General features: G+C 49.7%; 24 protein-coding genes and 1 tRNA gene. 10 read left to right on the top strand and 15 right to left on the bottom strand.

Annotated elements, in window-relative coordinates; all coding sequences use genetic code 11:
- Positions 1 to 49: 49 nt before the first annotated feature.
- Entirely contained in the window at positions 50 to 595 is a 546-nt protein-coding gene (locus T502_RS00955; RefSeq protein ID WP_042705221.1) for a DUF2124 family protein, read from the top strand.
- Between the two features lie 120 nt (positions 596 to 715).
- Here the strand turns inward: T502_RS00955 and T502_RS00950 are convergent, their stop codons facing one another.
- The 7 genes from T502_RS00950 to mptA form a co-directional block, all read right to left on the bottom strand.
- On the bottom strand, positions 716 to 1828 hold the full coding sequence (locus T502_RS00950; protein WP_042705220.1) for a sensor histidine kinase: 1113 nt from the start codon (positions 1826 to 1828) through the stop codon (positions 716 to 718).
- A gap of 2 nt (positions 1829 to 1830) precedes the next feature.
- Positions 1831 to 2433, bottom strand: coding sequence for a hypothetical protein (locus T502_RS00945; protein ID WP_042705219.1), 603 nt, complete (start codon positions 2431 to 2433; stop codon positions 1831 to 1833).
- A 348-nt stretch (positions 2434 to 2781) separates the two neighbouring features.
- A complete protein-coding gene (gene frhB, locus T502_RS00940; RefSeq protein WP_042705218.1) occupies positions 2782 to 3645 on the bottom strand; it encodes a coenzyme F420 hydrogenase subunit beta in 864 nt (287 codons plus the stop codon).
- Between the two features lies 1 nt (position 3646).
- Positions 3647 to 4420: a coenzyme F420 hydrogenase subunit gamma gene (gene frhG / locus T502_RS00935; RefSeq protein ID WP_211248133.1), complete on the bottom strand. Its 774-nt coding sequence runs from the start codon at positions 4418 to 4420 to the stop codon at positions 3647 to 3649.
- Between the two features lie 142 nt (positions 4421 to 4562).
- Entirely contained in the window at positions 4563 to 5096 is a 534-nt protein-coding gene (frhD, locus tag T502_RS00930; protein WP_042705216.1) for a coenzyme F420-reducing hydrogenase, FrhD protein, read from the bottom strand.
- 10 nt (positions 5097 to 5106) lie between these two features.
- Positions 5107 to 6477 carry a coenzyme F420 hydrogenase subunit alpha gene (frhA, locus tag T502_RS00925; RefSeq protein ID WP_042705215.1) on the bottom strand — a complete coding sequence of 457 codons (1371 nt, stop codon included), beginning with the start codon at positions 6475 to 6477 and terminating at the stop codon, positions 5107 to 5109.
- 285 nt (positions 6478 to 6762) lie between these two features.
- Positions 6763 to 7701: a GTP cyclohydrolase MptA gene (gene mptA / locus T502_RS00920; protein ID WP_042705214.1), complete on the bottom strand. Its 939-nt coding sequence runs from the start codon at positions 7699 to 7701 to the stop codon at positions 6763 to 6765.
- 248 nt (positions 7702 to 7949) lie between these two features.
- On the opposite strand from mptA, the gene T502_RS00915 reads away from it, so the two are divergent.
- Positions 7950 to 8375 carry a hypothetical protein gene (locus tag T502_RS00915; RefSeq protein WP_042705213.1) on the top strand — a complete coding sequence of 142 codons (426 nt, stop codon included), beginning with the start codon at positions 7950 to 7952 and terminating at the stop codon, positions 8373 to 8375.
- A gap of 114 nt (positions 8376 to 8489) precedes the next feature.
- Here T502_RS00915 and purL read toward each other — a convergent pair whose 3' ends face one another.
- Positions 8490 to 10562 carry a phosphoribosylformylglycinamidine synthase subunit PurL gene (gene purL / locus T502_RS00910; protein ID WP_042705212.1) on the bottom strand — a complete coding sequence of 691 codons (2073 nt, stop codon included), beginning with the start codon at positions 10560 to 10562 and terminating at the stop codon, positions 8490 to 8492.
- Positions 10563 to 10657: 95 nt separating this feature from the next.
- On the opposite strand from purL, the gene T502_RS00905 reads away from it, so the two are divergent.
- Positions 10658 to 11272, top strand: coding sequence for a translation initiation factor IF-2 subunit beta (locus tag T502_RS00905; protein ID WP_042705211.1), 615 nt, complete (start codon positions 10658 to 10660; stop codon positions 11270 to 11272).
- A gap of 170 nt (positions 11273 to 11442) precedes the next feature.
- Complete coding sequence (locus tag T502_RS00900; RefSeq protein WP_245597721.1) at positions 11443 to 11721, top strand: DNA-directed RNA polymerase subunit L; 279 nt, start codon at positions 11443 to 11445, stop codon at positions 11719 to 11721.
- Between the two features lie 98 nt (positions 11722 to 11819).
- On the opposite strand, the gene T502_RS00895 is transcribed toward T502_RS00900, so the two are convergent.
- From T502_RS00895 to T502_RS00880, 4 genes are all read right to left on the bottom strand, one after another.
- The gene (locus T502_RS00895) at positions 11820 to 12539 is read right to left on the bottom strand and encodes an MBL fold metallo-hydrolase (RefSeq protein ID WP_042705209.1); all 720 of its coding nucleotides are present in this window, start codon (positions 12537 to 12539) and stop codon (positions 11820 to 11822) included.
- Positions 12540 to 12608: 69 nt separating this feature from the next.
- Positions 12609 to 13892: an ATP-binding protein gene (locus T502_RS00890; protein ID WP_042705208.1), complete on the bottom strand. Its 1284-nt coding sequence runs from the start codon at positions 13890 to 13892 to the stop codon at positions 12609 to 12611.
- 123 nt (positions 13893 to 14015) lie between these two features.
- The gene (map, locus tag T502_RS00885) at positions 14016 to 14906 is read right to left on the bottom strand and encodes a type II methionyl aminopeptidase (protein ID WP_042705207.1); all 891 of its coding nucleotides are present in this window, start codon (positions 14904 to 14906) and stop codon (positions 14016 to 14018) included.
- A gap of 184 nt (positions 14907 to 15090) precedes the next feature.
- Positions 15091 to 16269, bottom strand: coding sequence for a M24 family metallopeptidase (locus T502_RS00880; RefSeq protein WP_042705206.1), 1179 nt, complete (start codon positions 16267 to 16269; stop codon positions 15091 to 15093).
- Between the two features lie 72 nt (positions 16270 to 16341).
- On the opposite strand from T502_RS00880, the gene T502_RS00875 reads away from it, so the two are divergent.
- From T502_RS00875 to T502_RS00850, 6 genes are all read left to right on the top strand, one after another.
- On the top strand, positions 16342 to 16569 hold the full coding sequence (locus tag T502_RS00875) for a hypothetical protein (protein ID WP_042705205.1): 228 nt from the start codon (positions 16342 to 16344) through the stop codon (positions 16567 to 16569).
- Positions 16570 to 16650: 81 nt separating this feature from the next.
- Complete coding sequence (locus T502_RS00870; RefSeq protein ID WP_052358947.1) at positions 16651 to 16983, top strand: hypothetical protein; 333 nt, start codon at positions 16651 to 16653, stop codon at positions 16981 to 16983.
- A 154-nt stretch (positions 16984 to 17137) separates the two neighbouring features.
- A tRNA-Asn gene (locus tag T502_RS00865) sits at positions 17138 to 17210 on the top strand.
- Positions 17211 to 17541: 331 nt separating this feature from the next.
- Entirely contained in the window at positions 17542 to 18732 is a 1191-nt protein-coding gene (locus tag T502_RS00860) for a PDDEXK nuclease domain-containing protein (protein WP_245597720.1), read from the top strand.
- A 282-nt stretch (positions 18733 to 19014) separates the two neighbouring features.
- Positions 19015 to 19755 carry a metal-dependent hydrolase gene (locus tag T502_RS00855; RefSeq protein ID WP_169736965.1) on the top strand — a complete coding sequence of 247 codons (741 nt, stop codon included), beginning with the start codon at positions 19015 to 19017 and terminating at the stop codon, positions 19753 to 19755.
- A 185-nt stretch (positions 19756 to 19940) separates the two neighbouring features.
- Positions 19941 to 20279, top strand: coding sequence for a hypothetical protein (locus T502_RS00850; RefSeq protein ID WP_157197429.1), 339 nt, complete (start codon positions 19941 to 19943; stop codon positions 20277 to 20279).
- Positions 20280 to 20355: 76 nt separating this feature from the next.
- On the opposite strand, the gene T502_RS00845 is transcribed toward T502_RS00850, so the two are convergent.
- Genes T502_RS00845 through T502_RS00835 form a run of 3 tightly spaced genes read right to left on the bottom strand, consistent with a single transcriptional unit; the run spans position 20356 to position 22290 of the window.
- A complete protein-coding gene (locus T502_RS00845) occupies positions 20356 to 20601 on the bottom strand; it encodes a 4Fe-4S binding protein (RefSeq protein WP_042705202.1) in 246 nt (81 codons plus the stop codon).
- Between the two features lie 16 nt (positions 20602 to 20617).
- A complete protein-coding gene (locus tag T502_RS00840) occupies positions 20618 to 21145 on the bottom strand; it encodes a 2-oxoacid:acceptor oxidoreductase family protein (protein WP_042705201.1) in 528 nt (175 codons plus the stop codon).
- Positions 21145 to 22290: a transketolase C-terminal domain-containing protein gene (locus T502_RS00835; protein WP_042705200.1), complete on the bottom strand. Its 1146-nt coding sequence runs from the start codon at positions 22288 to 22290 to the stop codon at positions 21145 to 21147. Before T502_RS00835 ends, T502_RS00840 begins: the two co-directional genes overlap by 1 nt.

The following is a 22290-nucleotide window of genomic DNA, read 5'->3' as shown; positions in this document are numbered from 1 at the left end:
ACTGTGGCGTTGAGTAAATCTTTTAATGCGGCGGCGCCAATCAGTTTTCATGCAGGAGATTGAAAGACTGGACGGAATAACGGGACTGTTGCGCCCGTTCAAGAAATATCTCGAGGACCTCAAACTGCCCGCCGGCAGTCAGGTTGTCTTTTACGGATGCAGCGGCACATGCCTTCCCATAGTCGAACTGCTGGCATATGCGGCAAGAACACTGCCGTGCAGATTTATCTTCGTGCCCTTCCTCAGCGAAGAAAAAGCGGTGTATCTCGAACTGGTAGAGGATATCGGCATGCAGACGGTCTCACGCAAAACCTGCGGGTCGGACGGTGCAGGCGGTGCAGACGGGTCATGCGGCGCATGCGAACCCATAAAACTCGATGCCGCGGTTGCCGTGATAATGGGCGGGCTTTCGATGAAGTCGACCGGCATCCCCGTCGCCGATGCGCTTAAAGTAATCTCGAAGTATGATTGCAAACGTGTCGGCGTCTGCTTTATGGGATTCCTCGAGAAAGAGGGCTGGGCGGATGCACTGGATTTCGACCTGCTCATCGACGCAACCATAAGCCCCGTACGAGTGCTCAAAAAACAGATTTAATGAAACAGATCTAATGAAACAGATTTAATGAAACAGATTTTATTGAAACAGATTTAATCAATTTGATATTTTTTATTTTACGGTCTGAATATGTTTTAAAATACTTATAATGGTCTTAAATTATGCCGTTTTGAAATCAAGGCATATCTTAAGACCTTTTCTTATGGCGTCGGGGTATGCGTCTTCAATCGAAACATTGCCGTTATAGCGTGTCATGAGCACCTTAACGATGTAAAGTCCCGTTCCTTCATCTCCGCTCTCTTCCCTGACTTTCTTGGTGAATTTGGCGAAGATATCCGCCTTACGCTCTTCCGAGATGCCGGGTCCCTCATCCGCAACCGAGACACGGACATATCCTTTGTCGTTTTTCTCGCCTATGGTGATGTGAATCTTTGAGGCAATGCCCGCGTGATTGACGCAGTTTGAGAAGATATTTACGAACAACTCGGAGATAAGGTCATCGCAGAATATGCGCACGTCATCGCCGATTATCTCATACTTAAGCCCTTCAAAGTTTCTTGCCGCGTCCTTGATGACCATTTTAAGCGGGAACGGTCTGAGGCCCTGCGATTCATGACTCATCTTTCGTACTACGGAGACATTTCTTATGATGTCATTGATTCCCGTTGACGCCATCATTATCTTCTTGGCGTAATTAACCACTTCCGGGTTATCGAATTCCGCCATCTTAAGTGCATAGCTCATGATAATGGCGTTGGTGTTCTTGAGGTCGTGAGACATGATGCCGAGGTAGAGATTTGACTCCTCGTTGGCACGGACGACCTCTTTTTCCGCGTTGATTTTGTCGTTTAATGCCAGAATCGCGCTGTCCTTCATTCTCCTGTAGGCGGTAACCTCACGTTTGAGCTCGGTACAGTCCTCGACGACGATGACGGCGTATATCTCATCCTCTATGCGAAGCGGAAGCACCGTTGTCGTCTGAATGCGCGGTTCGCCCGACGGGAGATATGTCGGTATAATGGCGCCGTGCAGCTGCGACGAGAATATCGCCGGCGGTGCGCCCGTAAAGATCTCTTTTATGCGCTCCTCAAAGGACGATCCGGAAAGGTGCGGGAATACTTCGCAGAGTATCTTTCCCGAGACCTCATCGCTCGTTTTACCCGTCCACTCGCTTATGAGTCTGTTCCAGAACGCAATCCGATTGGTGCCGTCGATAACGCAGATGCCGACCGGAAAGAGTTCGGTAATCTTAAAGAAGTTGTCGTTCGCCATAATCAAGACAGAATCCCCTTTATTTTGTCGAGCAGCAGTTTCAGTTGTTCCTCTTCAAGGACCATCAGGATATTGCTCTCAACGTTTAAATCGTGCAGCGTAAAAGAGACGTTCGCAATAAGGACAAGAGAGTCCATCATCCTGTCGCCGAGGTTAAGGAGCGATGCTATCGAACCTTTCTCATAGGACGGAACCGTATAATCCATATGACTGTCCAGGACATTACCGATTGAGCCCATGATGCCGCTGATGACAATGCCGCCGACCTCTCTTAAGGTCGCAATCCTGAGCCTGTCAAGTTCGGGTGTTCCCGCATTTTCGCCGCTGATAGCCATTACGAGTTTGGCGGCGCTCTCCATCGGAAAAGAAACGGCTATTATACCCGCAAGATCTCCCGTGAAACTCAGCCCGATAGTGGCTGAACTCTCTTCAAATTCTTTCTTCGGAGATTCCACAATCTCTTTTACGGTGTATATGTTGACGCCGGCGACCTTGATTGAAACCCCGGAACTGATTATGCCGAGCACATGCTCGGGACGTTTCATACAGATATTCAGAATCTCTTTAGCCTTCTCAGCCGCTTCCGCAGTCATCTCAACTTTCATCAGTTCACCTGAATTAAGACCACAAAGATTATGCTTTGATTAAGTGCGACCGGTAAACGGGCGGATTGAATATTCTGAAAGGATCATGGTTGAATGATCGGATAGTCAAAAGGATCGTTTGTCGGTTGGCACTTTTTGATAATGGATCATTAGAAGTGTTTCTAAATAAAGTTAATCATGCATGATCTTGACAAAAATTGTCATTTTTTTCAAAAATATTTTGCCGATAATAACATTTCGGTCCGGCATTCCCGCGATTGCGATTTTGAACCGCACTTACGAATTGCGAAACGAAAAAACGGGAAGAAAATGAAAAAAGCGAAAAAAATCGAAAAAACGAAAAAAAATTTAGATGTAGGGGTTGCGAAGACCCTTGCCGACACCCATCTTTGCACGTTCCTCGAGTGTCTTCTTGTTCCTGTCGATCTTGCCGGTTGCAAGTTTCGTGACAAGGTCAAGTCCGGGTTTAACGCTTGCGATGTCCTTGGTCTCGAAGTAGCCTGCCGCTACTGCCTTTGACCAGACATCTTCTCCCTTCTTTGTGCGGACGAAGACCGTGCTCCATCCGTCAGGGGTTCCTACTGAACCTGTTGAGACATCAGCCATGTTTGCTACGTAATCCAGACATACGTGGCATCCGGGCTGTTCATATTTGTGTGTTGCTCCGAGCGGAATCTGTGTGACTGCTCCGCGTTCGGTGTACACTGTGAATTTACCCTTTCCGATATCCATCTTGACGGCACTTTCCATCTTGGTATTGCAGTGGTCTTCGACGATTGCCTCAAGACCCTGGTACGGGAAGTTCTCCATACAGAAGATACCGATTGCAAGCGCAATTTTGTCAGGTACTTTTCTCATACCAATCGGGTAGAGCTGTGCCTTTCTGAGCGCCTGCATCTGACACGGAGTGCCGACGATACCGACTTTGTCAAGACCGTATGAACGGGTTGCCTCTTTGATAAGGCTCATGTTCGGGCTGATTGTGTATCTTGTACCGCGTGCTGCAAGAAGCTCGGCTTTTGTTGTTGCGACAATCGGCTCCGGCTTGAATGGTGCGTCTCCGGGTCCCGCAACGATTGCTCCGTCGATGACACCGTTCTCGAGCGCATATGTGAAGAGTTCGGTTACGACTCCTCCGTCCTGTGAGCACTTGAGAATGTCTGCATCCGCAGCACGTGCACAGACTGCTGTCTTGTAATTTCCGAGAACCATTTTACTGACCTCCTTTGCCCATTACAGTTGCGATGAGCTCGCTGATTGATTCGAACTGTCCTACGACGTCGAAGCTGTAGAAGCTCCTCGGGCACTGTACATAACATGCACCGCATTTGATACACATCTCGCGGTCAACGTTCGGCTTACCTGCCTGCATTGATACTGCACGGACAGGACATGCTGCTGCACATGTTCCGCATCCCATACAGAGACCCTGGTTGATGACATCGACCATTAAGTCGCAGCCGCAGGCTTCGGTTCCGCGTTTCGGAAGTTCCATGAGCGGCTTTAAGTAAGCTGCCGCAAGGGCCTTCTGTGACTCGTCGCCTCTGAGAAGCAGATATGCCATTAAACAGACATTTCTGATTGCTTCCGCGCCCGGCGGACATGACGGCAGATAAAGATCTACGTCAATCAGGTCACCGATAGGTACGAATGACTCATGCTGGGGCTGGTTCCACTGACCGCCGCGGCTGAATCTTGTGATGTTTCCATATGCTGCACATCCACCGAGAGCAACGACAACTTTCGATTTCTCTCTGGTTTCTTTAATTTCTCTAACGGAACACTCATCCTGGAGACAGACCGAACCTTCTACCAGTGCTACATCCATCTCTGGGATGTGCCTTACATCTGCAAGTGTAAGACAGTAGACAAGGTCAGCGTAGTCATCCAGAATCTTGAATAATCCCTCGTAGTTATCTGCAAGAGATACAAGACATCCGGTACATCCGGACATATGAACGTGTCCAACGGTAATTTTTTCTACCACAGGCTTATCCTCCTTTATTTTTGCATCCTGTATTCGATTAACCTTCACATCTTCGGGTTTTGAAGCAGGCTTTGCGGCTGCCGTTTTGCTTGCAGCGGGCTCGCTTCTCTTCTCGGGAGCTGCTTTTGCTTCAGCTTCCTGATCACCCGTGAAGATCTTTTTGAGACGTGATAGCAGTCCCATAATCCACCCCTACTTCGGCAAGTGCTAACTGCATTGCCTTCGGAATGGCCTTTCTTACGCTTTCAGTGACCCAGAACTCCGCGTCTTCCGACTCGTTGTCGATCTGGGATATGTCAATGCTTTGCGGCTGGCATCCGAAGATAACCACATCGGTTTTCTGTGCTATCTCCTGCAAAGGCTCCTTGAGTCCCCATGAATGAGGATCCGTATATGCGCCCGGCATCAGAATGTCGGGTGTTGCACGGGTAATCTCTCCGGGTTCTCCGCCGAAGTCCATTATATCTACGATTACCATCTTTTTCACAGGCATTTCCGACTGTGCAATCATGGTAAAGAGAAAGTGCGGACCTGCAAGACCGGCGTCCAGAACTTTTACGTTATCGGGGAGATCGAGCTTCTTCAGTTCCGCAATGACTGCGGGACCGAATCCGTCATCGGTCTGGAGCGGGTTGCCGCATCCGATAATCATGTTCTCCGCATACCAGTCAGACATCAACACTCACTCACTGAACAAGCTTCTGGGCCACTACCTTCTTCTCTTCATCGACCACCATCATGTGTGTTGCGCATGATACACATGGGTCGTAGGCACGAACAATGACCTCTGCAAGCTGCCATGGCGCTCCTTCGAGTGCACGGCTGACTGTCGGGAAGTTCCATGTGGTCGGCACAAGAAGTGAATACCACTGAACACGTCCGTCTTTGACCTTTGCAAGGTGTACATCTGTTCCGCGCGGAGCTTCGTTTGCTGCCCATCCGAGTGAACCGTCACCCTGCGGGATCTCATCCGCTACGACAGGTCCTGATGTGTTGAGTGCGTCAACTGCATCCATCATTGCGTATAGGCAGTCCGGATATTCCATCTGACGGGCGATCTGGAGTCCCATTGCGCCTTTTCTGTCATAGTTACGGAAGATTGCAAGACGTGCACGCGGACCGACCTCTACAGGTGCTCCGTCATAGAGAGGAACAGCCGTACAGGCTTCCATCTGCGGCCATGCTTTTGCACCCGCGGGTGTTGTTGCCTTGTTCGGGTAGTTGGGGTCATCAAGTGTGATGTCCTGCTGTCCCATGTACCAGTCCCACGGTCTGACTTCGGTCCAGCGCTCGGGGAACCACTTGGGGTCCGCATCAAGGTTTGTGCTTGCGTAGAGCGGGTCTACAGCCATGTAACCCTGGTCGTGGAAACCGAATTTGTCGTTCTTCTCGACTTCGTAGCTGCTGGCAACGGATGCCGTGCTGCGGTTGTCCCAGTCCTTGAAGACGGAGATCATGAAGTCCATGTGTGCACGTGCAAGCTCGGATCCCTCTTTTGCGAGGTCATAGATCTTGGATTTTGCACGCGGGGAGATATTCTTGTACATACCGCCGATACGGGGGTTGCTCGGGTGAATAGGTTCACCGCCGGCAATCTCGCCGATGGTCTGTCCGATCTCACGGAGTCTCTGGATACGCAATGCAACTGAGCGTACTGGTTCTTCCTTCGAGAACGGGTTGATGTGAATATCAGTTCCCGGTAAATACATATCCGGAAGTGAAAGGATGTTATGCAGTGCAATACTGTGCAGTTTGTTTGCACACTGCAGGATTATACGCAGAAGGTATGCATCATCCGGAATTTCACAGCCGATTGAACCTTCCATTGCCTCGATACCGGCAAGGGTGTGTGCAACCGGACAGATTCCACAGACACGCGATGAGATCTTGGGTGCCTGGTGCATTGTCTTTCCAACTGCGAGTTTCTCGATACCCCTGACAGGTGTAATACTGAGCCAGTCTCCACGTTCGATTATGCCCTCATCGTTTACTTTAAGGACAAGTTTCGTGTGACCCTCATGTCTTGTGGTTGGGGAAATCTCTACAACTTTCGACAAATTAATCGCCTCATTTAAATATTTTTGTTCAGATGTCTGTACTTTGGTGTAAAAACACACGTTAAATTTATTGCAACACACGTACCTGAAACCATAGGGTTCAGTACGCTAAGTAAACTTTCAGTGTTGCTTTAAAAAAGGCTTTCGTTGTTAACGTAGGATTTTGCTACGTTTTTTTAGTTTCGTGTTACTTTATGTAGCAAAACTACTACTCGTTACATTCTGTTAAGCTTATCACAAATGTTAAAAAGAAATTTAGGTTTAATCCGGGATTATTTTACAAATTTAGGATGTTTCCTGGAGTTCCGCACGAAGTTCCGCGATTGTCGCTTTTCTTTCCGCGTATGCATCGTGCTGGTGTATGCTTTCCTTGTTTGTCTGGCGGATTCGTATAAGCGAGTCGCCGGGGAGGAAGGAGAAGTCGTTTACGACGCGTTTTGCCATCTCGCGGACGCAGTCCTCGACGAAACGTGCGTTTTTGTGGGCATTGAGGACTACATAGCTCTCGTCGCCGCGTTTGAGGAGCTCGTAGATTTTTGCGCTCATGGAGTCCTTAAGGATTGCAATGATGTCTTCGAGGTTGACGCACTGGTCGTCGTCGGTCTCGATGCAGAGGAAGCCTTCTCCGCGCTGGTTGTGCGTCGCCATCGGGACGTCGCGGAGGAACTCGGCGATCTTCTCCTCGGGGATATTGAGGTCACGGAGTTTTGAGGCGGCAACCTCTTTCATTATATTCTGTGCACAGGGGCATGCAGTAATGCCGGTGACCTCGGCGCCTATGCTCTTTCTGACAATCGGATTAGACTTGTTTCTCTGCGCAATCGCACTGGCGACGACTTTTACGACCTCGTCGCATTCCGTTCCCGAGACAGGCGTCTGGCGTCTCATCATGTAGGTGCTGTTCATCCTGACTTCGGTGCGGTCGGAGTATTCGTGGTGATCCAGAAGTTTTCTGGCGACCGAGTTGCATACGTCCTCAATGCCGTTGACCTTTCCCTGAACTGCCTGCTGCAGTACTTCGTCGATTACTTCGAAGTTGCGGGACATGTTGGCACCCTTAAGGCTGCTGGGCAGGTCGACGAAGACATCGAAACTGGATATGAATATCACGGGTCTCTTTCCGGGTCTGGCAACTTCAACGAGTTTCTTGACGTTCTTGACGCCTACTCTTGTCAGATTGATTCTTACTTCCGGCAGAGTAGACTGTGTGTCCGGTAATTCCATTGATTTTTACCTCATAGCTGTGCCCACACGGGAATATCACGGGATCTTCGCACCGTAGCAACCGTTGACTTTTCTTTGAGAGGCAGGTTTCATGCAATTCTGACCGATTTCTCTGCAATTCCGAATCGCTCTCAAAGATCCCGCTGAGCAACTTTGTAGTGCTTTATGTTTTTGTAATAAGTGATATAATATTTATGAAAATGCATACCTCTCTTACAAATGAGTTTACTCGATAATTCGGTGATTTTATGATAAACAGGGACGTTCTGGCGGATTATTTTGCCCGAAACTGCGGCGGGCGAAATGTGTGCGTTACGGGATACGGCGCGGAGGGTGCCGTATGTGCGGAATGCCTGCGCGGGGCTGAGATTAATGCGGTTGTCGGCGTCCGCCCGGGACCGAGCTGGGAGAGGGCGTCGACGGCGGGTTTTGAAGTATATTTCATATCCGATGCCGTCGCGATGAGCGATATCGTGCTGATTACGCATCCGCCGGCGATCTTCGAGGCGATTTTTCCGCGTTTTGTTCGACCTTATCTGAGAGCGGGGCAGGAGTTGTGGTTTCTGGATTCCAACTGCCTGCTGCTTCTTCATCCCGACTGTCCGCGCCGCGATGAGTTTGCCCTGCCCGAGGGTGTCAAAATCAGGATCGTCGGCACCGATGATTTTTGCTGAAAAGACCTCAAAAACCGGAAAAACCGCAAAGACCGTAAAAACCGGAAAACCCTGAAAAAAGTATTTTTTAATTTTTAAATTTTAATTTTTAAATTTTAACGTCACTTCACCGTTTCAGAATCTCATGAGCGCGGTCGTCGAGTTATACCATTCGTCCATCTCGGACTTGGGTATTGTTACCGTCGTGCCGTCGGCTTTTATCGTCATCGAATCGCCGCCGACGGTTCCTATTTCTCTTACGCCTTTTGGAGCCGCTCCCTCGTATGCCACAAGGAATCTGCCGTAGGACTCGGAGAATAATTCGGCGAATGCGCCCGCTTTTGTGCCGCTTACGTCAATGCCGCACTGCGGTGCAAACGAGGCGAGCGTTCCGATAAGACCGCCTCTGGAGATGTCGGACGCGGATTTTACAATGCCGTCGTTAACAAGTCCGCGTACTTCCTTAAGGACGGAGACGTCGGGAATCGAGGGGGCAGCTCCGCCGCATTTCGTGACGAGGTCGAGCATCGAGCCGCCGTATTCCTCCTTTGTCTCTCCGAGGATGCCGAGTTTCATGCCCGCGGCCGGCTTCACGAATTTTCTGACCACACCTTTTCCCGCCATGCCTATTGACGGGGTCGGCAGGATGCGGGTCTTGAGCTCGTCGGATTCGTTGTAGAGGGAGACGTTTCCGCCGACTACGGGGACGTCGAGTCTGCGGCACATGTCACCCATACCGCGGACGCACTCGGCAATCTGCCAGAATATCTCCTCGTGGACGGGGCTTGCGAAGTTGAGGCAGTCGACGACGCAGAGCGGTTCGGCGCCCATTGCCGCGAGGTTGGCGGCATTCTCGTAGACCGTGTTTGCGCTGCCCTCGTAGGGTTTGAGCGCAATCTGACGCGGACAGCAGCCGCATGAGAGGTAGAGTCCCGCATCGCCGAGTTTGACGCAGGCGGCGCCGCCTTCCTTCGAGACCGTTCTGAGTTGAACGTCGCTGTCATACTGGCGGTAGACCCATTCCTTCGAGGCGATGTCGGGGTGCGAGATGATGAGTCTGCAGAGTTCTTTGATATCCGCGGTCGGTTTCTTATATGCTGTTTCGGCGGAGTAGGACTTTGCGGGCCACGACTCCTCGGGGTTGCCGCCGACGAGCAGGTCGATGGGAAGGTCGCAGACGGTCTTGCCCTTGAAGGTGACGATATAACGCGGCTCTTCGATGACCTCTCCGATATCGCTCCACTTGAGGTCGTATTTCTCGATGATGGAGGTCATGAGCGGGATGTCCTGCGGCATTACCTCTATGAGCATTCTCTCCTGAGATTCCGCGAGCATAATCTCGACCTCGTTCATGCCGCTCTCGCGGAGGTGGACCTTATCCGCCTCAATTCTTGCGCCGAAAGAGCTTGACATCTCCGAGGATGCTCCCGCAAGTCCCGCGGCACCGAGGTCGCGGCACGAGAGGACCTTGCCCGTCGCCGTCATCTCCATTGTGGCTTCGATAAGTAGTTTTTCTGTGTAGGGGTCGCCGACCTGAACGGCGGGTCGGTCCGCGGCTTCGGCATCCTCGGATAAGTCGCGGGATGCGAAGGATGCGCCGCCCAGTCCGTCCCTTCCCGTCGACGATCCGTAGAGGAGCAGGCGGCTCTTCGGGGTCTTGACACGCGCAGTCAGGTATTTGTCGGGACTGACGACGCCGACGCAGACCACGTTTACGAGCGGGTTGCCGCTGTAGTTCTCGTCGAAGGTGAGTTCGCCGCGGACGACGGGGACGCCGATACAGTTTCCGTAGTCGCCGACGCCGGCGATGACGTGCTCGAAGAGGTAGCGGTTCTTCTCGCCTTTAAGGTCGCCGAAGTAGAGCGGGTCCATGAGGGCGATGGGGCGCGATCCCATGGATATGATATCCCTTACGATACCGCCGACGCCGGTCGCCGATCCGTCGTAGGGGTCGACGTAACTGGGGTGGTTGTGCGATTCCATGCCGATTGCTATCGCGATGTCGTCCGAAAATGCGACAATCGCCGCATCGTCGCCGGGTCCCAGCAGGACATTTTTGCCCGTAGTCGGCATGGTGCGCAGAAGTTTCTTTGTGGAGCGGTATGAGCAGTGCTCACTCCAGAGGTTCTCAAAACACGCCGCTTCCAAATCGGTGAGTTTTCGTCCGATTTTATCCTGAATATATTCAACGTCGCTTGAACATAGCATAAGTACAGAAATTATGTGCCTTAAGAAAAGATAATACGTGCAGATTAATTCCCATAACGAGCAGTTATTACACTATAAAATCCAACAATATATGCATGACCGATCCATACGAGGCTCTATTGAAGCACGCATATACCAATATTACCGAGAAATCCGGAGATGAGGGACGTTTTATTGTGCCCGAGGCAAGGGTGTTCGTGGAGGGTAAGACGACCGTTATCGAGAACTTCTCCGAGATTGTCTCGGTCTTAAGACGCGAGCCCGACGGCGTCCTGAAATACCTCTGCGGCGAGCTGGGAACGGCAGGCAAGATTGATTCTTCGCGTGCGGTCTTCAACGGTAAGTTCGACAAACAGCAGATTGGCGGCATTATCGGCAAATACATCGAGGACTATGTCATCTGTTCCGAGTGCGGAAAGCCGGATACAAGACTTGTGAAAGAGGGAAGGACTATCACCCTTAAGTGCGATGCCTGCGGCGGTCACCGCCCGATTCGCAAGAGGAAGGCAAAGACCGAGAATATCTCCGAGCAGGTCGAGGAAGGCATGGAGATGGAAGTCGATATCCAGTTCCTTTCCAAGCGCGGCGACGGCGTTGCCAAGATAGGTAAATACACGCTCTATGTGACGGGAACAAAGCCCGGTCAGAGAGTGAAGGTAAGAATCACCAGAGTTGCGGGAATGATAGTGTTTACCGAGAAGATGGTGTAAAAGCCGTCTTACCGTTTTATAATTTTTCAATTTTACAGTCATTTACGCGATTTATTCCATTTTTCCGCGCTCCCGCAATCATTCCGTCCTTGATACGCTGCGGCAGGTCGGTGCGATATCCGCGACCCGCATTTTATGGGAATCTTTTACTTAATGAAAATCGTATATGTATGGTATCTATGGAAATAAAGATCATCGAGCTGACCGAAGATAAGGCAAAGCTCACATTTGTCGGTGAAAATCATACCTACATGAATCTGTTAAAGGAAGTCATCATCACCAATCCCGATGTGGATGTTGTTCAGTATTACAGCGAATATACCTTCTCGGACCCGATTCTTCTCGTAACGACAAAGAACAAAAAGAACCCGATTGATATCATCAAGACCGCCGCTCAACAGATATCAAAAGACTGCGCTTCTCTTCTCGCACAGATTGAGAAGGCATAAATTACTTTTTTAAAACAGTTTATTTTAAAAACAGTTTAAGCGATTTGAACCCGTTATCACGATTATGGCGGTTATATGGGTTATATCGGTTATAAGGATTATATCTCGACGCTGAATCCGTCGTGGCAGACGTATTTCCAGTCAAGAGGGATATTGTGGCTCATGTGAACCAGATGGAACTCCTTTGGCTTCACGCGCTCCGCAAACGCAATCGCTTCGGCGTAGTTCATGTGCTTTTCGATATGGATAGTGGGATTCATGAGGGCGTCGATGAACATGATGTCGCAGTTTTCGAAAGCCGCGACCGTCTCGTCTTTGAGGATATCGCTGGTATCCGAAGTGATTCCGATTTTTTTGCCGTTATACTCGATTATGACGCCGCAGGTGTACATCCCCGGGTGGTTGACCTCGACGAAGGTGAACTTTATGCCGAAGAGCTCGAAGGGCACATAAGGTTCCTGCGGGAATTTTTTGAAATTGATAAAATGGAAGTATTTTGCGATGTCGTCCATCGCGGTCGCCGCCGCATACCCCGGAGGGAACTTCTGAATCCTGTAGAATTCGTTGAAGCCGGCGATATGGTCATAGTGCGCGTGCGTCCATAAGACCGCGTCGATCTTGGGGCTGCCTGCGAGGAGAAGCTGTTTCCTTAAGTCCGGCGACGTGTCGATGAGGAGGTGGTGTCCGTCTTCCTCGATGAGATATGTCGAGCGCAGACGTTCTTTCCCCAGGGCAAGCGCCGCCTTGCAGACATCGCAGTCGCAGCCTATCTTCGGCGTTCCCACCGTATCGCCCGTGCCCAAAACCGTCAGCTTCATCCTTCGTAACCTGCCGCACCGATTATCGTAATAATCCGTTATTGTTTATTATCGATTTAATCTTTTTTCTCAGATTGAGGCGCCGAGGCGGATGTTTTCGCGGTCGCGGACACTGCTCATGCCCTGTTCGATGTCGCCGTCGTCCATGACGAAACTGTCGCGCATAAGTGCCGATATAAGAGATTCCTTTATCATAATCTTGAGGTCGGCGCCGCTGAAGCCTTCGGTCTCGTTGGCAAGACCGTCGTAGTCGCAGGTGCAGTCGAGACAGCGCGTGATCTTCTGTAAAATCTCCCTTCTCATCGCGAAGTCGGGCAGCGGGAACTCGACGACGTCGTCGAACCTTCTCCATGCCGCTTCATCGAGCATCCCCGGGTGGTTGGTTGCGCCGATGAGGAGGACGCCGTTCTTGACGAAACTGATTGTGTCGATGTTCTTGAGGAGCATGTTGACGGCACGCTTCATTGCGCCGTTATCCTCGGTAACCCTGCTTCTGGCGACGAAGTCGAACTCGTCGATGAAGAGGATGCACGGGGATAATCTGCGTGCGAGGTCGAAGATTCGGTCGATGTTCTTGGAGGTCTCGCCGAGATACTGCGAGGTTATCATGGCGAGGCGGACTTCGAGAAGCGGCATCTTCAGTTTCTTTGCCATCGCAAGCGCAAGCGAGGTCTTTCCCGTTCCCGGGGGTCCCACGAAGAGGAGCTTTCCGAACTCGTAGATCTTTCTCTCGCGGAGGAAGTCCAGATTCTTTAAAGCGACGTCTATCTTCTTTATCATCTCTTCCTGACGCGGCGTGCATACGAGGTCTTCGAGCGACATCTCGCCGTCCTCGGATGCCGAGAAGAGTATGAGGTTTCTTGCCTGTTTGAGTTCTTCGTCGTCGCCTATGATCTCTTCGAGTTTGGCGTCAAGGTAATCTCTTGACTCGCAGTATCGCGGCGTAAGTCTTCTGGCTTCGTCGTAGGAGACTCCGGGTGTCTTAGCCTGCTCGTAGTAGTAGGAAAGTGCGGGGTTTTCGGCTATGAGGTCGGAGACATCCTGCTTGAGGAACCAGCCGGCGGCGGCGTCGAGTGCGGATATGCCGAGCCTTTTTCCGAAGTCCTCGTATTTTACAAAGGGGTTTTTGCTTACTTTTTCGTATGCGGCGCCGATTCCGAGAGTCTTCTCGACAATCGCTTCGCTTAAGACGATCGGTCTTTCAATCTCCGTATTGCAGTTCGGCGCTCCGAGAATCTTTCTGAGTCGCGGCGGGAGATCATCCTTATTCAGACTATCGTATTTGTTGATGATCTCGCCCGTGAGGAGAAGTTCGATTATCTCCAGCGCTTCTGCATCTGTGTTTAAAGACATGCGTACAACGTAGTATATTCGGCTTAAATTGTCATATATGTATCTTTTACACGTATGCGGGTGCCAAACGGCAAAAAAGTTTGCCGATTTGTCCGATACGGCGGACAATCCGGCGTAAACAGATTATGCGGTCGTTATTATACAGCCGTCTTCGGTTACTATGAAGGTATGCTCCGCCTGCGAGACAAAGGATCCCTGAATGTCGCGCAGTACCGGATAGTCGGTTAATATGCCTTCGTTGCACATTCTGACGATATTTACCTCGGAGTTTTTGTCGTGATACCATCTGCGCGAGAAGGGCAGGGTTTTTCTCGTCTCGATGGTCTTCAGAAGCGCCTTGGCGCTGGGCAGACGCACGGGTTTTCGTCCGATCTGGCTGAATATTTCGGTTCTCGGCGCTCCCGTCACGTGACCGCTTCCGGTTGTGGCGAAGGGTTCGATTGCAAAGGTCATGCCCTCTTCGAGGACGGTGCCGCCGCTCACGGCAACATTCGGGAATGTGGGTATGCCGTGGAGGTGGTAGTATCCCAGTCCGTGACCCGTGAGGTTGGATACGGGCAGGAATCCGAGTTTTTCTATCTCCGCCTGAACGGCGGCGCCGATCTCGCCGGTTCTGACGCCGGGTTTGACCATGGCTGCGGCGGCGTTGAGCGCGTTTCTGGACGCTTCCACGAGTTTTGCGTGATTACCGAGGTCTACGGTCATTGCGGTGTCGGCGATATATCCGTCAATGAGGACGCCGAGGTCGACTTTTACGACGTCGCCTTTGGAAAAGACGCGTTCGTCGCCGAATGACGCCGTGTCGTGCGCCGCGGCTTCGTTTAATGAGATATTGACCGGGAAGGCTATCTCAGCGCCTTCGTCCCTGATTGCCTGTTCGGTGCTCTCGACCACGTCAAGGATGAGTGCGTCGGGTTTTACCATTGATGCGGCGATTTCAAGACGTTTTTTGGCGAGTCTGCCTGCCTCGACATATGCATCGACGACTTCGTCGTCAAGTGTGTATTTGGTCATGATTCCTCTGTTATGTCGTTATTTAAGTCAGTTATCTGTCAGTTATATGTGTGTAATAAGTCAGTTATTTGAGTAGGTTATATGTCGGTTATTTAAGCCATTATTATTTGGATGTCGGGGATGATATAACCCGAAGTCGGATTATGGGATTATGTCTGCGGGTTATGTGCCGCGGCATTAAGCATTAAAGCACGAGTCTCTCTTCGAATTTCGTGAAGCAGTCGAAGCCGCCGGCGGTGACTAGTCCCATGTCTTCGAGGCGGACGCCGCCTATTCCTTTGTAGTAGAGTCCGGGCTCGACCGTGACTATATGACCCTGTGCGAGTTCGCCGCCGGAGGGCGAGAGTGAGGGCTGTTCATGGATTGCGAGACCGACGCCGTGTCCGAGGCTGTGGATGAAGCCTTCGGTTTCGGTATGGTATCCGCTGTCTTCGAAGTATTTCAGGACGGCGTTGTGGACATCGCATCCTTTGATTCCGGCGCGTATCATGGATTCTCCGAGGCGCTTTCCTTCGGCGACGGTCTCGTAGAGTTTTGCGAGTTCGCGGGAGGGCTCACCTCTTAGGACGGTTCTTGTCATGTCGGAGTAGTAGCCCGTTTTTCTGTCGCGCGGGAATATGTCGAGGACTATGGGCTCGTTTTCGCAGAGGACTCCGTGCCCGATGTTATGCGGCATTGCGGTCTCGGTGCCGCAGGAGACTATTGTTTCCTCGGCAATGCAGCCGTTTTTCAGGAAGAAGCATTCTATAAGTCCGCGCAGGACATCGGATGTGAGCGGTTCGCCTTCGCCGCTCATGCCGGCGGGTATACGCAGTTCTCCGTTATCCGCGGGTGCGGTTTTTATGATGTTGACGGCGAATGCGAGGGCACGTTCGTTTACCGCCTGACAGGCTCGTATCTTTGCGATTTCATCGGCGGTCTTTACGCTCCGAATCTCCCCCATTCCCCCGCGGTCGACCGTCAGCGTGCAGTAGTTCCCGAGTTCCCCTGCGAAGACTATGGGGAAGTTTTCGGGGACGAGGACGGTCGGTTTTTTGCCGTCGCGGTCTTGGGTGCCGTTTGCGGCGACGTAGTCCGCGGTCATCTTCGCCTGCGCTTTGAATCCGTCTTTGAATTCTTCGTAATATTCGAAGAATCCTATTTCGCCGCGGGTGAGCACATCGCATGCGGATTCCGCGGCGGCTCTCTCCTTTTCCATCTGCGGCACTATGAGGGCCGGTCTTTTGCCTGCGCATTTTATGCATAACAGCGGGTCGCTTACGTTAAATCCCGAGATATAGCGCATGTCGGGATCGTTTGAGTTTGCGTAGAGGATGTATGCGTCGGCGTTCGCCGATTTTAAGAGTGTGTCGATATTTTTCATTTTTTGCCGCCGTTGTAATTTATGATTCACATTTAGAAGTAATTTTACGGTTTAAGATTATATTTTAATGTAATGAATCCTACAGCTGAACGAACTTTCAGGATGAAGTTTACGAAACTTGCAATGATGCTCAATTTCATGATATTGCTGGTCGCTATCGGCATTCTTGCGCTGTTTGGTCTGATTCCTTTTTACAGTATTCAGATTGCGGTTGTCTGCTTTGTTCTTGCCGGCGTTATCGCGTATCTGTTCGCAAAGCACTATAAGCGGGATAAGGAATGGCTGATGGCACAGGACTGACGTCGTGATGCCTAAAATGAGTATGCTATGAGTATGCAATGATTATGCAATGAATATGCGGGGTTAATGCGGGGTTTATCCATGATTCAAAAGCTTATGAATGAGGTCGAACTTGTGGCGCGGCATCTCGAGGTTATTCGTGCCGTCCTCGACAATCAGCCGATTGGTATCCTGAAACTCTCGGAGATTCTCGGGATTCCGTCGCATCGGGTGCGCTATTCTCTCAAGGTTCTGGAGCATTCGGGATATATCAAAGCCTCGCCCGCGGGTGCGGTTGCGACCGAGAAGGCGGCGGAGCTCATCGGCAGTCTGAACGAGGATCTGGATTCGCTGATAAGGCTCATCGAGTCCGTAAAGACACGGCAGGATGAGGCAGACCGCAACTGTAAAAAAGAGCAGGGTGAGCAGGGCTGATCGGTTATCCTATGGCTTATCCGCCGGCGTAATTCCAATCCCTTATGCCGACCCTTTATGCCGCAGAATTAATTCCTGATACTGACTTAATTCATAATCTTTAATACATCAAAAGTCAAGGTTATATGGCAACATTGTTACGCAATGCTGACAAGCCTCCATAACTCAGTTGGTAGAGTGTCTGACTGTTAATCAGAATGTCACAGGTTCGAGTCCTGTTGGGGGCGCTTGGCGTTATTGTTCTAACGCTCTGTTCTGTTTTGGTACATTACGCATTCGCTTGTGACTTAGAGTGCCCGTGTTTTAAATCCGTCCGTGTGCAATGGTTTAAATATAATGAATTCGGGAGTCACTGACTCCCAAATTCATAATATATATAACTACTGATATTCGAACAACAAAAAAAAGGCGGTTATTATTGATTCAATTTCGTTTTTTTATGATCCGCTCTGTTTTAAAGCAATAAATTAATCAATATTTAATATTAATTTTAAAACAGGGTTAGGTGCATGGCTTTATTTGATGAATCATTGGGTGCATTATTTCTGTTTTTGATTAATGGGGAAATCAGGTATGAGTGAATTATCTTTTAACGGTCTTATTGGCGCTATCAAGTCTGTTGATTCTCAGTTTTGCGAATCGGCTGTGCGGGCTGTGAATGTTGGACTTACTCTCAGGAACTGGTGTATAGGTGCATATATCTCAGAGTTTGAGCTTTACGGCGAGGAAAAGGCAAAGTACGGGGAGAAACTTTTTGAACGCATTTCACATTCGCTGAAAGATCTGGGAATGAAAAGGTGCGATCCTCGTGACTTAAGGCGCTATGTTTTATTTTATGAAAGGTATCCTGAAATTGAGAAGATTCTGCCCGATAGCGTGAGAGAGCAGTATCTTTCTGTCTGCTCGGGTGCTGAATTGAAATCCGGCAGTGAACATAATATTCAAATACAAGGAATTCGGGAGTCACTGACTCCCGAATTCAGAATTCCTCCTGAAAAACTTGTAACTTCGCTTTCTTTTACACACATATGCGAAATTATCGAGATTGAGTCCCCGTTGAAGCGTCTGTTTTACGAAACTGAATGCATAAAAGGTACGTGGTCTGTGCGTGAGCTGAAAAGACAGATTGATTCCATGTACTTTGAGCGTTCCGGTTTATCCAAGGATAAAGAGGCACTGTCTGTTTTAGCAAACAGCGGCGCAGAAATTCAGTCCCCTGCTCTGGTAATCCGCGATCCGTATATTTTTGATTTTTTGGGTTTGAGGTCACTCGATGTCATGGATGAATCATCTTTTGAATCGGCAATATTGAATAAACTTGAAGAATTTTTGCTCGAATTGGGGCATGGTTTTTGTTTTGAGGCAAGGCAAAAACGTATTTTAATCGGAGGAGAGTATTTTGCCGTAGATCTGGTTTTTTATCACAGGATCTTAAAGTGCCATGTCCTTGTGGATTTGAAGATGGAAGGTTTAAGTCATGCTCATATCGGTCAGATGAACATGTATCTGAATTGGTATCGTGAGAATGAAATGACCGCCGGAGACAATCCTCCCGTCGGTATTGTTTTATGTCCCAGAAAAGATGAGGATATTGTTCATTATGCGACCGGCGGATTATCTAATGAAGTATTTGTTTCCAAGTATGAGGCAGTGCTCCCCGATGTTAAAGAACTTGAGCGTTTTGTATTGAATGAGACAAATGTTTTGAGAGAAGCGGGTGTTGAGTACAGGGTGAATAAATCCGATTGAGCGTTTAAATGTCAGATTGACTGTGAATTTCCGCCATTTGGATGATCTTTTGCAGAGTCACGCTCAAATTCACACGCGTGCAAAATCGTTAAATAAGATGAATTTTGCAGTCAGTGACTGCCAAATTCATAATATATATAGTCATTGTTATTCAAACAACAAAAAAGACGAAAAATTTTTTATTTATTTTCTTTTTGGACTCTGATAAAATCTAAAACAGACAGTATAAATGCGATTAAAACAACCATACCAAATATTGAAGTTCAATGGGGTTCTTCAAACGTGAAAGGAAAAGATCACATATTCATTAGTATAACATGGGCGCTCCTGATTTCGACTCCCATTATCGCAATAAATTCAACCTATGTTCTTATGTTCATAATAGGAGTGTTCATAGGTTCTCTGCTTCCGGACATAGATGCATCCGTATCCCCATATGAAAAAAGAGGGGATGTGATGCGGGGTGCGGGTTATGCAGTTTCCGCATCTTCAAAAATAACGGGTAAGATATTCAGATCAATCAAGGATGATCCGAATAATAAATATGAGTCACACAGGGGACTGTTACACAGTGTTCCGGGTGTTTTTGTCGCATCATTGCTGATTGTAATCCCGCTGAACATAATCTTATATCTTGTGAATTATTGGAATTCCGGATTAATTATTGCTTCAATCGGTCTTTTTGCGGGCGCACTGTTTCATCTGCTGGAAGACTGTTGCACATGTTCCGGAATTCGTTTGTTTTATCCCTTCTCTGAAAGAAAACTGCGGGGAGGCATAAACACATTTTTACCCGACAAGCGTCCCCACCAATTTGCGGCGATGTTTGCAGTATTGAGCGTTGTGTCATATGTATACATTAACTCAGTGCAAAGAACGCCGGCATATGCCAAATATAATTTTATTGAGGGATTAACGCCAGTTCAAATGGTAGGAATTGCAGTATTTCTCAGTTTATTGGTCTGGGTAATAATGTACATCTGGTCGCAACATCCGATAAACTGCAAGCGAAGCAATCGATAGAAGAGGAAAAAGATATTTATAGATATTATTTGATATTCCCTATTATGGCTAACTCAGGACCAAAAACTGAAACGGGACGGATGCGAAAAATGCTTACCGGAGACGGCAGAAAGAAGACAGCATGGGAGAAAGCTTTCCCAAAAAAGTCAAAAAAGTCAATAAAATTATAAAAAAGAGGAGAGAAAATGGCAAGTAAACCAAAAACCGGTAGAGGACAGATTAGAAAAATGCTTACCGGTGACGGAAGAAAGAACCTTACATTTGACGAATTTATAGGAGCGCCAAAGAAGGGACCAAAAACCGGTAGAGGGCAGATGAGAAAAATGTTTACCGGTGACGGAAGAAAGAACCTTACATTCGACGAATTTATAGGAGCGCCAAAGAAGGGACCAAAAACTGGTAGAGGACAGATGAGAAAAATGCTTACTGGAGACGGTAGAAAGAATCTTTCATTCGATGAATTTATAGGAGCGCCAAAAAAATCAAAAAGCAAATCAAAAACTGAAAAAGAATGGATCTTTTAGACCGTCATTGACTAAAACTCCATCATATAACATTTTTTTAAAAAGTTAAAAATTTGGCTGAGATTTTCTTGGTTATTTATTCATCTTCCCGTATCAGCTTAATGCATGACTTGGGGCAGACTTCCACGCAGATTCCGCAGCCCTTGCAGAAGTCGTAGTCGATATTGAACTCCGTGTCGATTGCCGCATCGGGGCAGAAACGGTAGCAGTTGCCGCATTTCGTGCAGGTCTCGTGCGAGACGACGGGTCTGAACGTTCTCCATGAACCCGTCTTTCCCGATGCTCCAACGGTCGGTTTCGATATTGCAAGTTTTACCTTCATGATTTCATTCCTCCCTTCACGGTTCCATATCCTCGAATGCCTTTACGGCCGCTTTCGTGTTCCTGTCGTCCGCAAACACGCTTGAAATTGCTTTCTGTGCGGATTCGCGCGAGATAATGCCTGCCTTTGCAACCGCGCCAAGAAGCGGGGTGTTAAGTATGGGATTGCCCGCAAGGACGAGATCGAGCGAGAGGGCAATGCCCGTAAGATCGGTGTGATACACCTTATGGCTTCCCAGCTCCATGGGGTGCTGGCTGTTGACGAGGACTTTGCCGTCCGCCTTAAGACCCGCAAGAACGTCTACGGTCTGCATTATCGAGGTATCGAGAACTATCACAAGGTCCGGTTTTCTGATCTGCGAGTAGATTCTGATGGGTTTGTCGTCGATTCTGATGAAGGAGACAACCGGCGCCCCCCTGCGTTCCGCACCGTAGAGCGGGGTTGCCGTCGCGTATTTGCCGTCAAGGAAGGCCGCCTGCGCAATGAGTTTTGCCGCGGTAACTCCGCCCTGACCGCCGCGGGAGTGAAGTCTTATCTCGTACATTATTCCGTCACCCCGAACCAGAGTTCTCCGCCGCTTTTGCGGTTTCTCACGAAGTCGGCGATATCGTCGTAGGTGACTTCCTGACCGCCGAGACCCGCAATCACGCTGAAGGGCAGATTGGCTTTGCCGTCTTTGCCTATGAAAGCTTCCAGCGCCTTGGTTCTTATCTCGTTGACGAGTATGCCGCCGAGACCGAACGAGTAGTCGCGGTCGATAACGACGACGTCCTTGCCTTTCAGCGCCGCGGTAAGGTCGGGGAAGGGTCTGAGCCAGCGAATGCGCAGGACGCCGGCTTTGATGCCCTCTTTTCTGAGGATATCGGCGGCGACCTCGGACTCCTTCGCGAGTGTGCCCGCCGCCACTATGACGACATCGGCATCGTCGCAGAGGTATTCCTCGTACATGCCGTAGGTTCTGCCGAAACGCTTTGCGAAATCAGCCTGTGCGTCTTCTATGACGGCAACGGAGTCTTTCATGCCGCGCTGGATATCGTGCCTGAACTTGAAGTGCTCGGTCGGCGGAGTGAGCGTTCCGTAGCCGCCCGGGTTATTGATGTCGATTGCATGCGGCGTGTTCGTCGGCGGCAGGTAGTCGCCGAGATCGTCGATTGTGTCCATCGGCTGCGTGATATGCGTCAGAAGGAATCCATCGAGGTTTATCATGACGGGCAGGAGAACGTTCTCGTTCTCGGCGATTCGAAACGCCATGAGCGTTGTGTCGTAGGCTTCCTGAACCGTGGACACATATGCCTGAAGCCAGCCCGAATCTCTCATTGACATGGAATCGGTGTGCTCTGCGCCGATATTCCAGCCCGGACCGAGTGCCCTGTTGGCGTTTGCCATCACTATGGGCAGGCGAGCCGCCGCCGACATGTGAATCTGCTCGCACATGTAGACAAGACCGTGAGAGCTTGTCGCCGTAAACGTGCGGACGCCGGTTGCCGCGGCTCCGATACATGCGCCCATAGAGGAATGCTCGGATTCCACGGGGATATAGCGTGCCTTGAGTGCGCCGGATGCCACATTGTTTGCGGTCTCCTCGACGACCTCGGTCTGCGGGGTAATCGGGTATGCGGCGACGACGACCGTCTTTGCGTCCTTTACCGCGGTTGCCACGGCTTTGTTGCCTGTCGAAAACGTAAGCAT

This window comes from Methanomicrobium mobile BP, assembly GCF_000711215.1.
Taxonomy (GTDB): domain Archaea; phylum Halobacteriota; class Methanomicrobia; order Methanomicrobiales; family Methanomicrobiaceae; genus Methanomicrobium; species Methanomicrobium mobile.
Note: the sequence above shows the minus strand (reverse complement) of the source record. Positions and strands in the feature narration are given on the sequence as shown.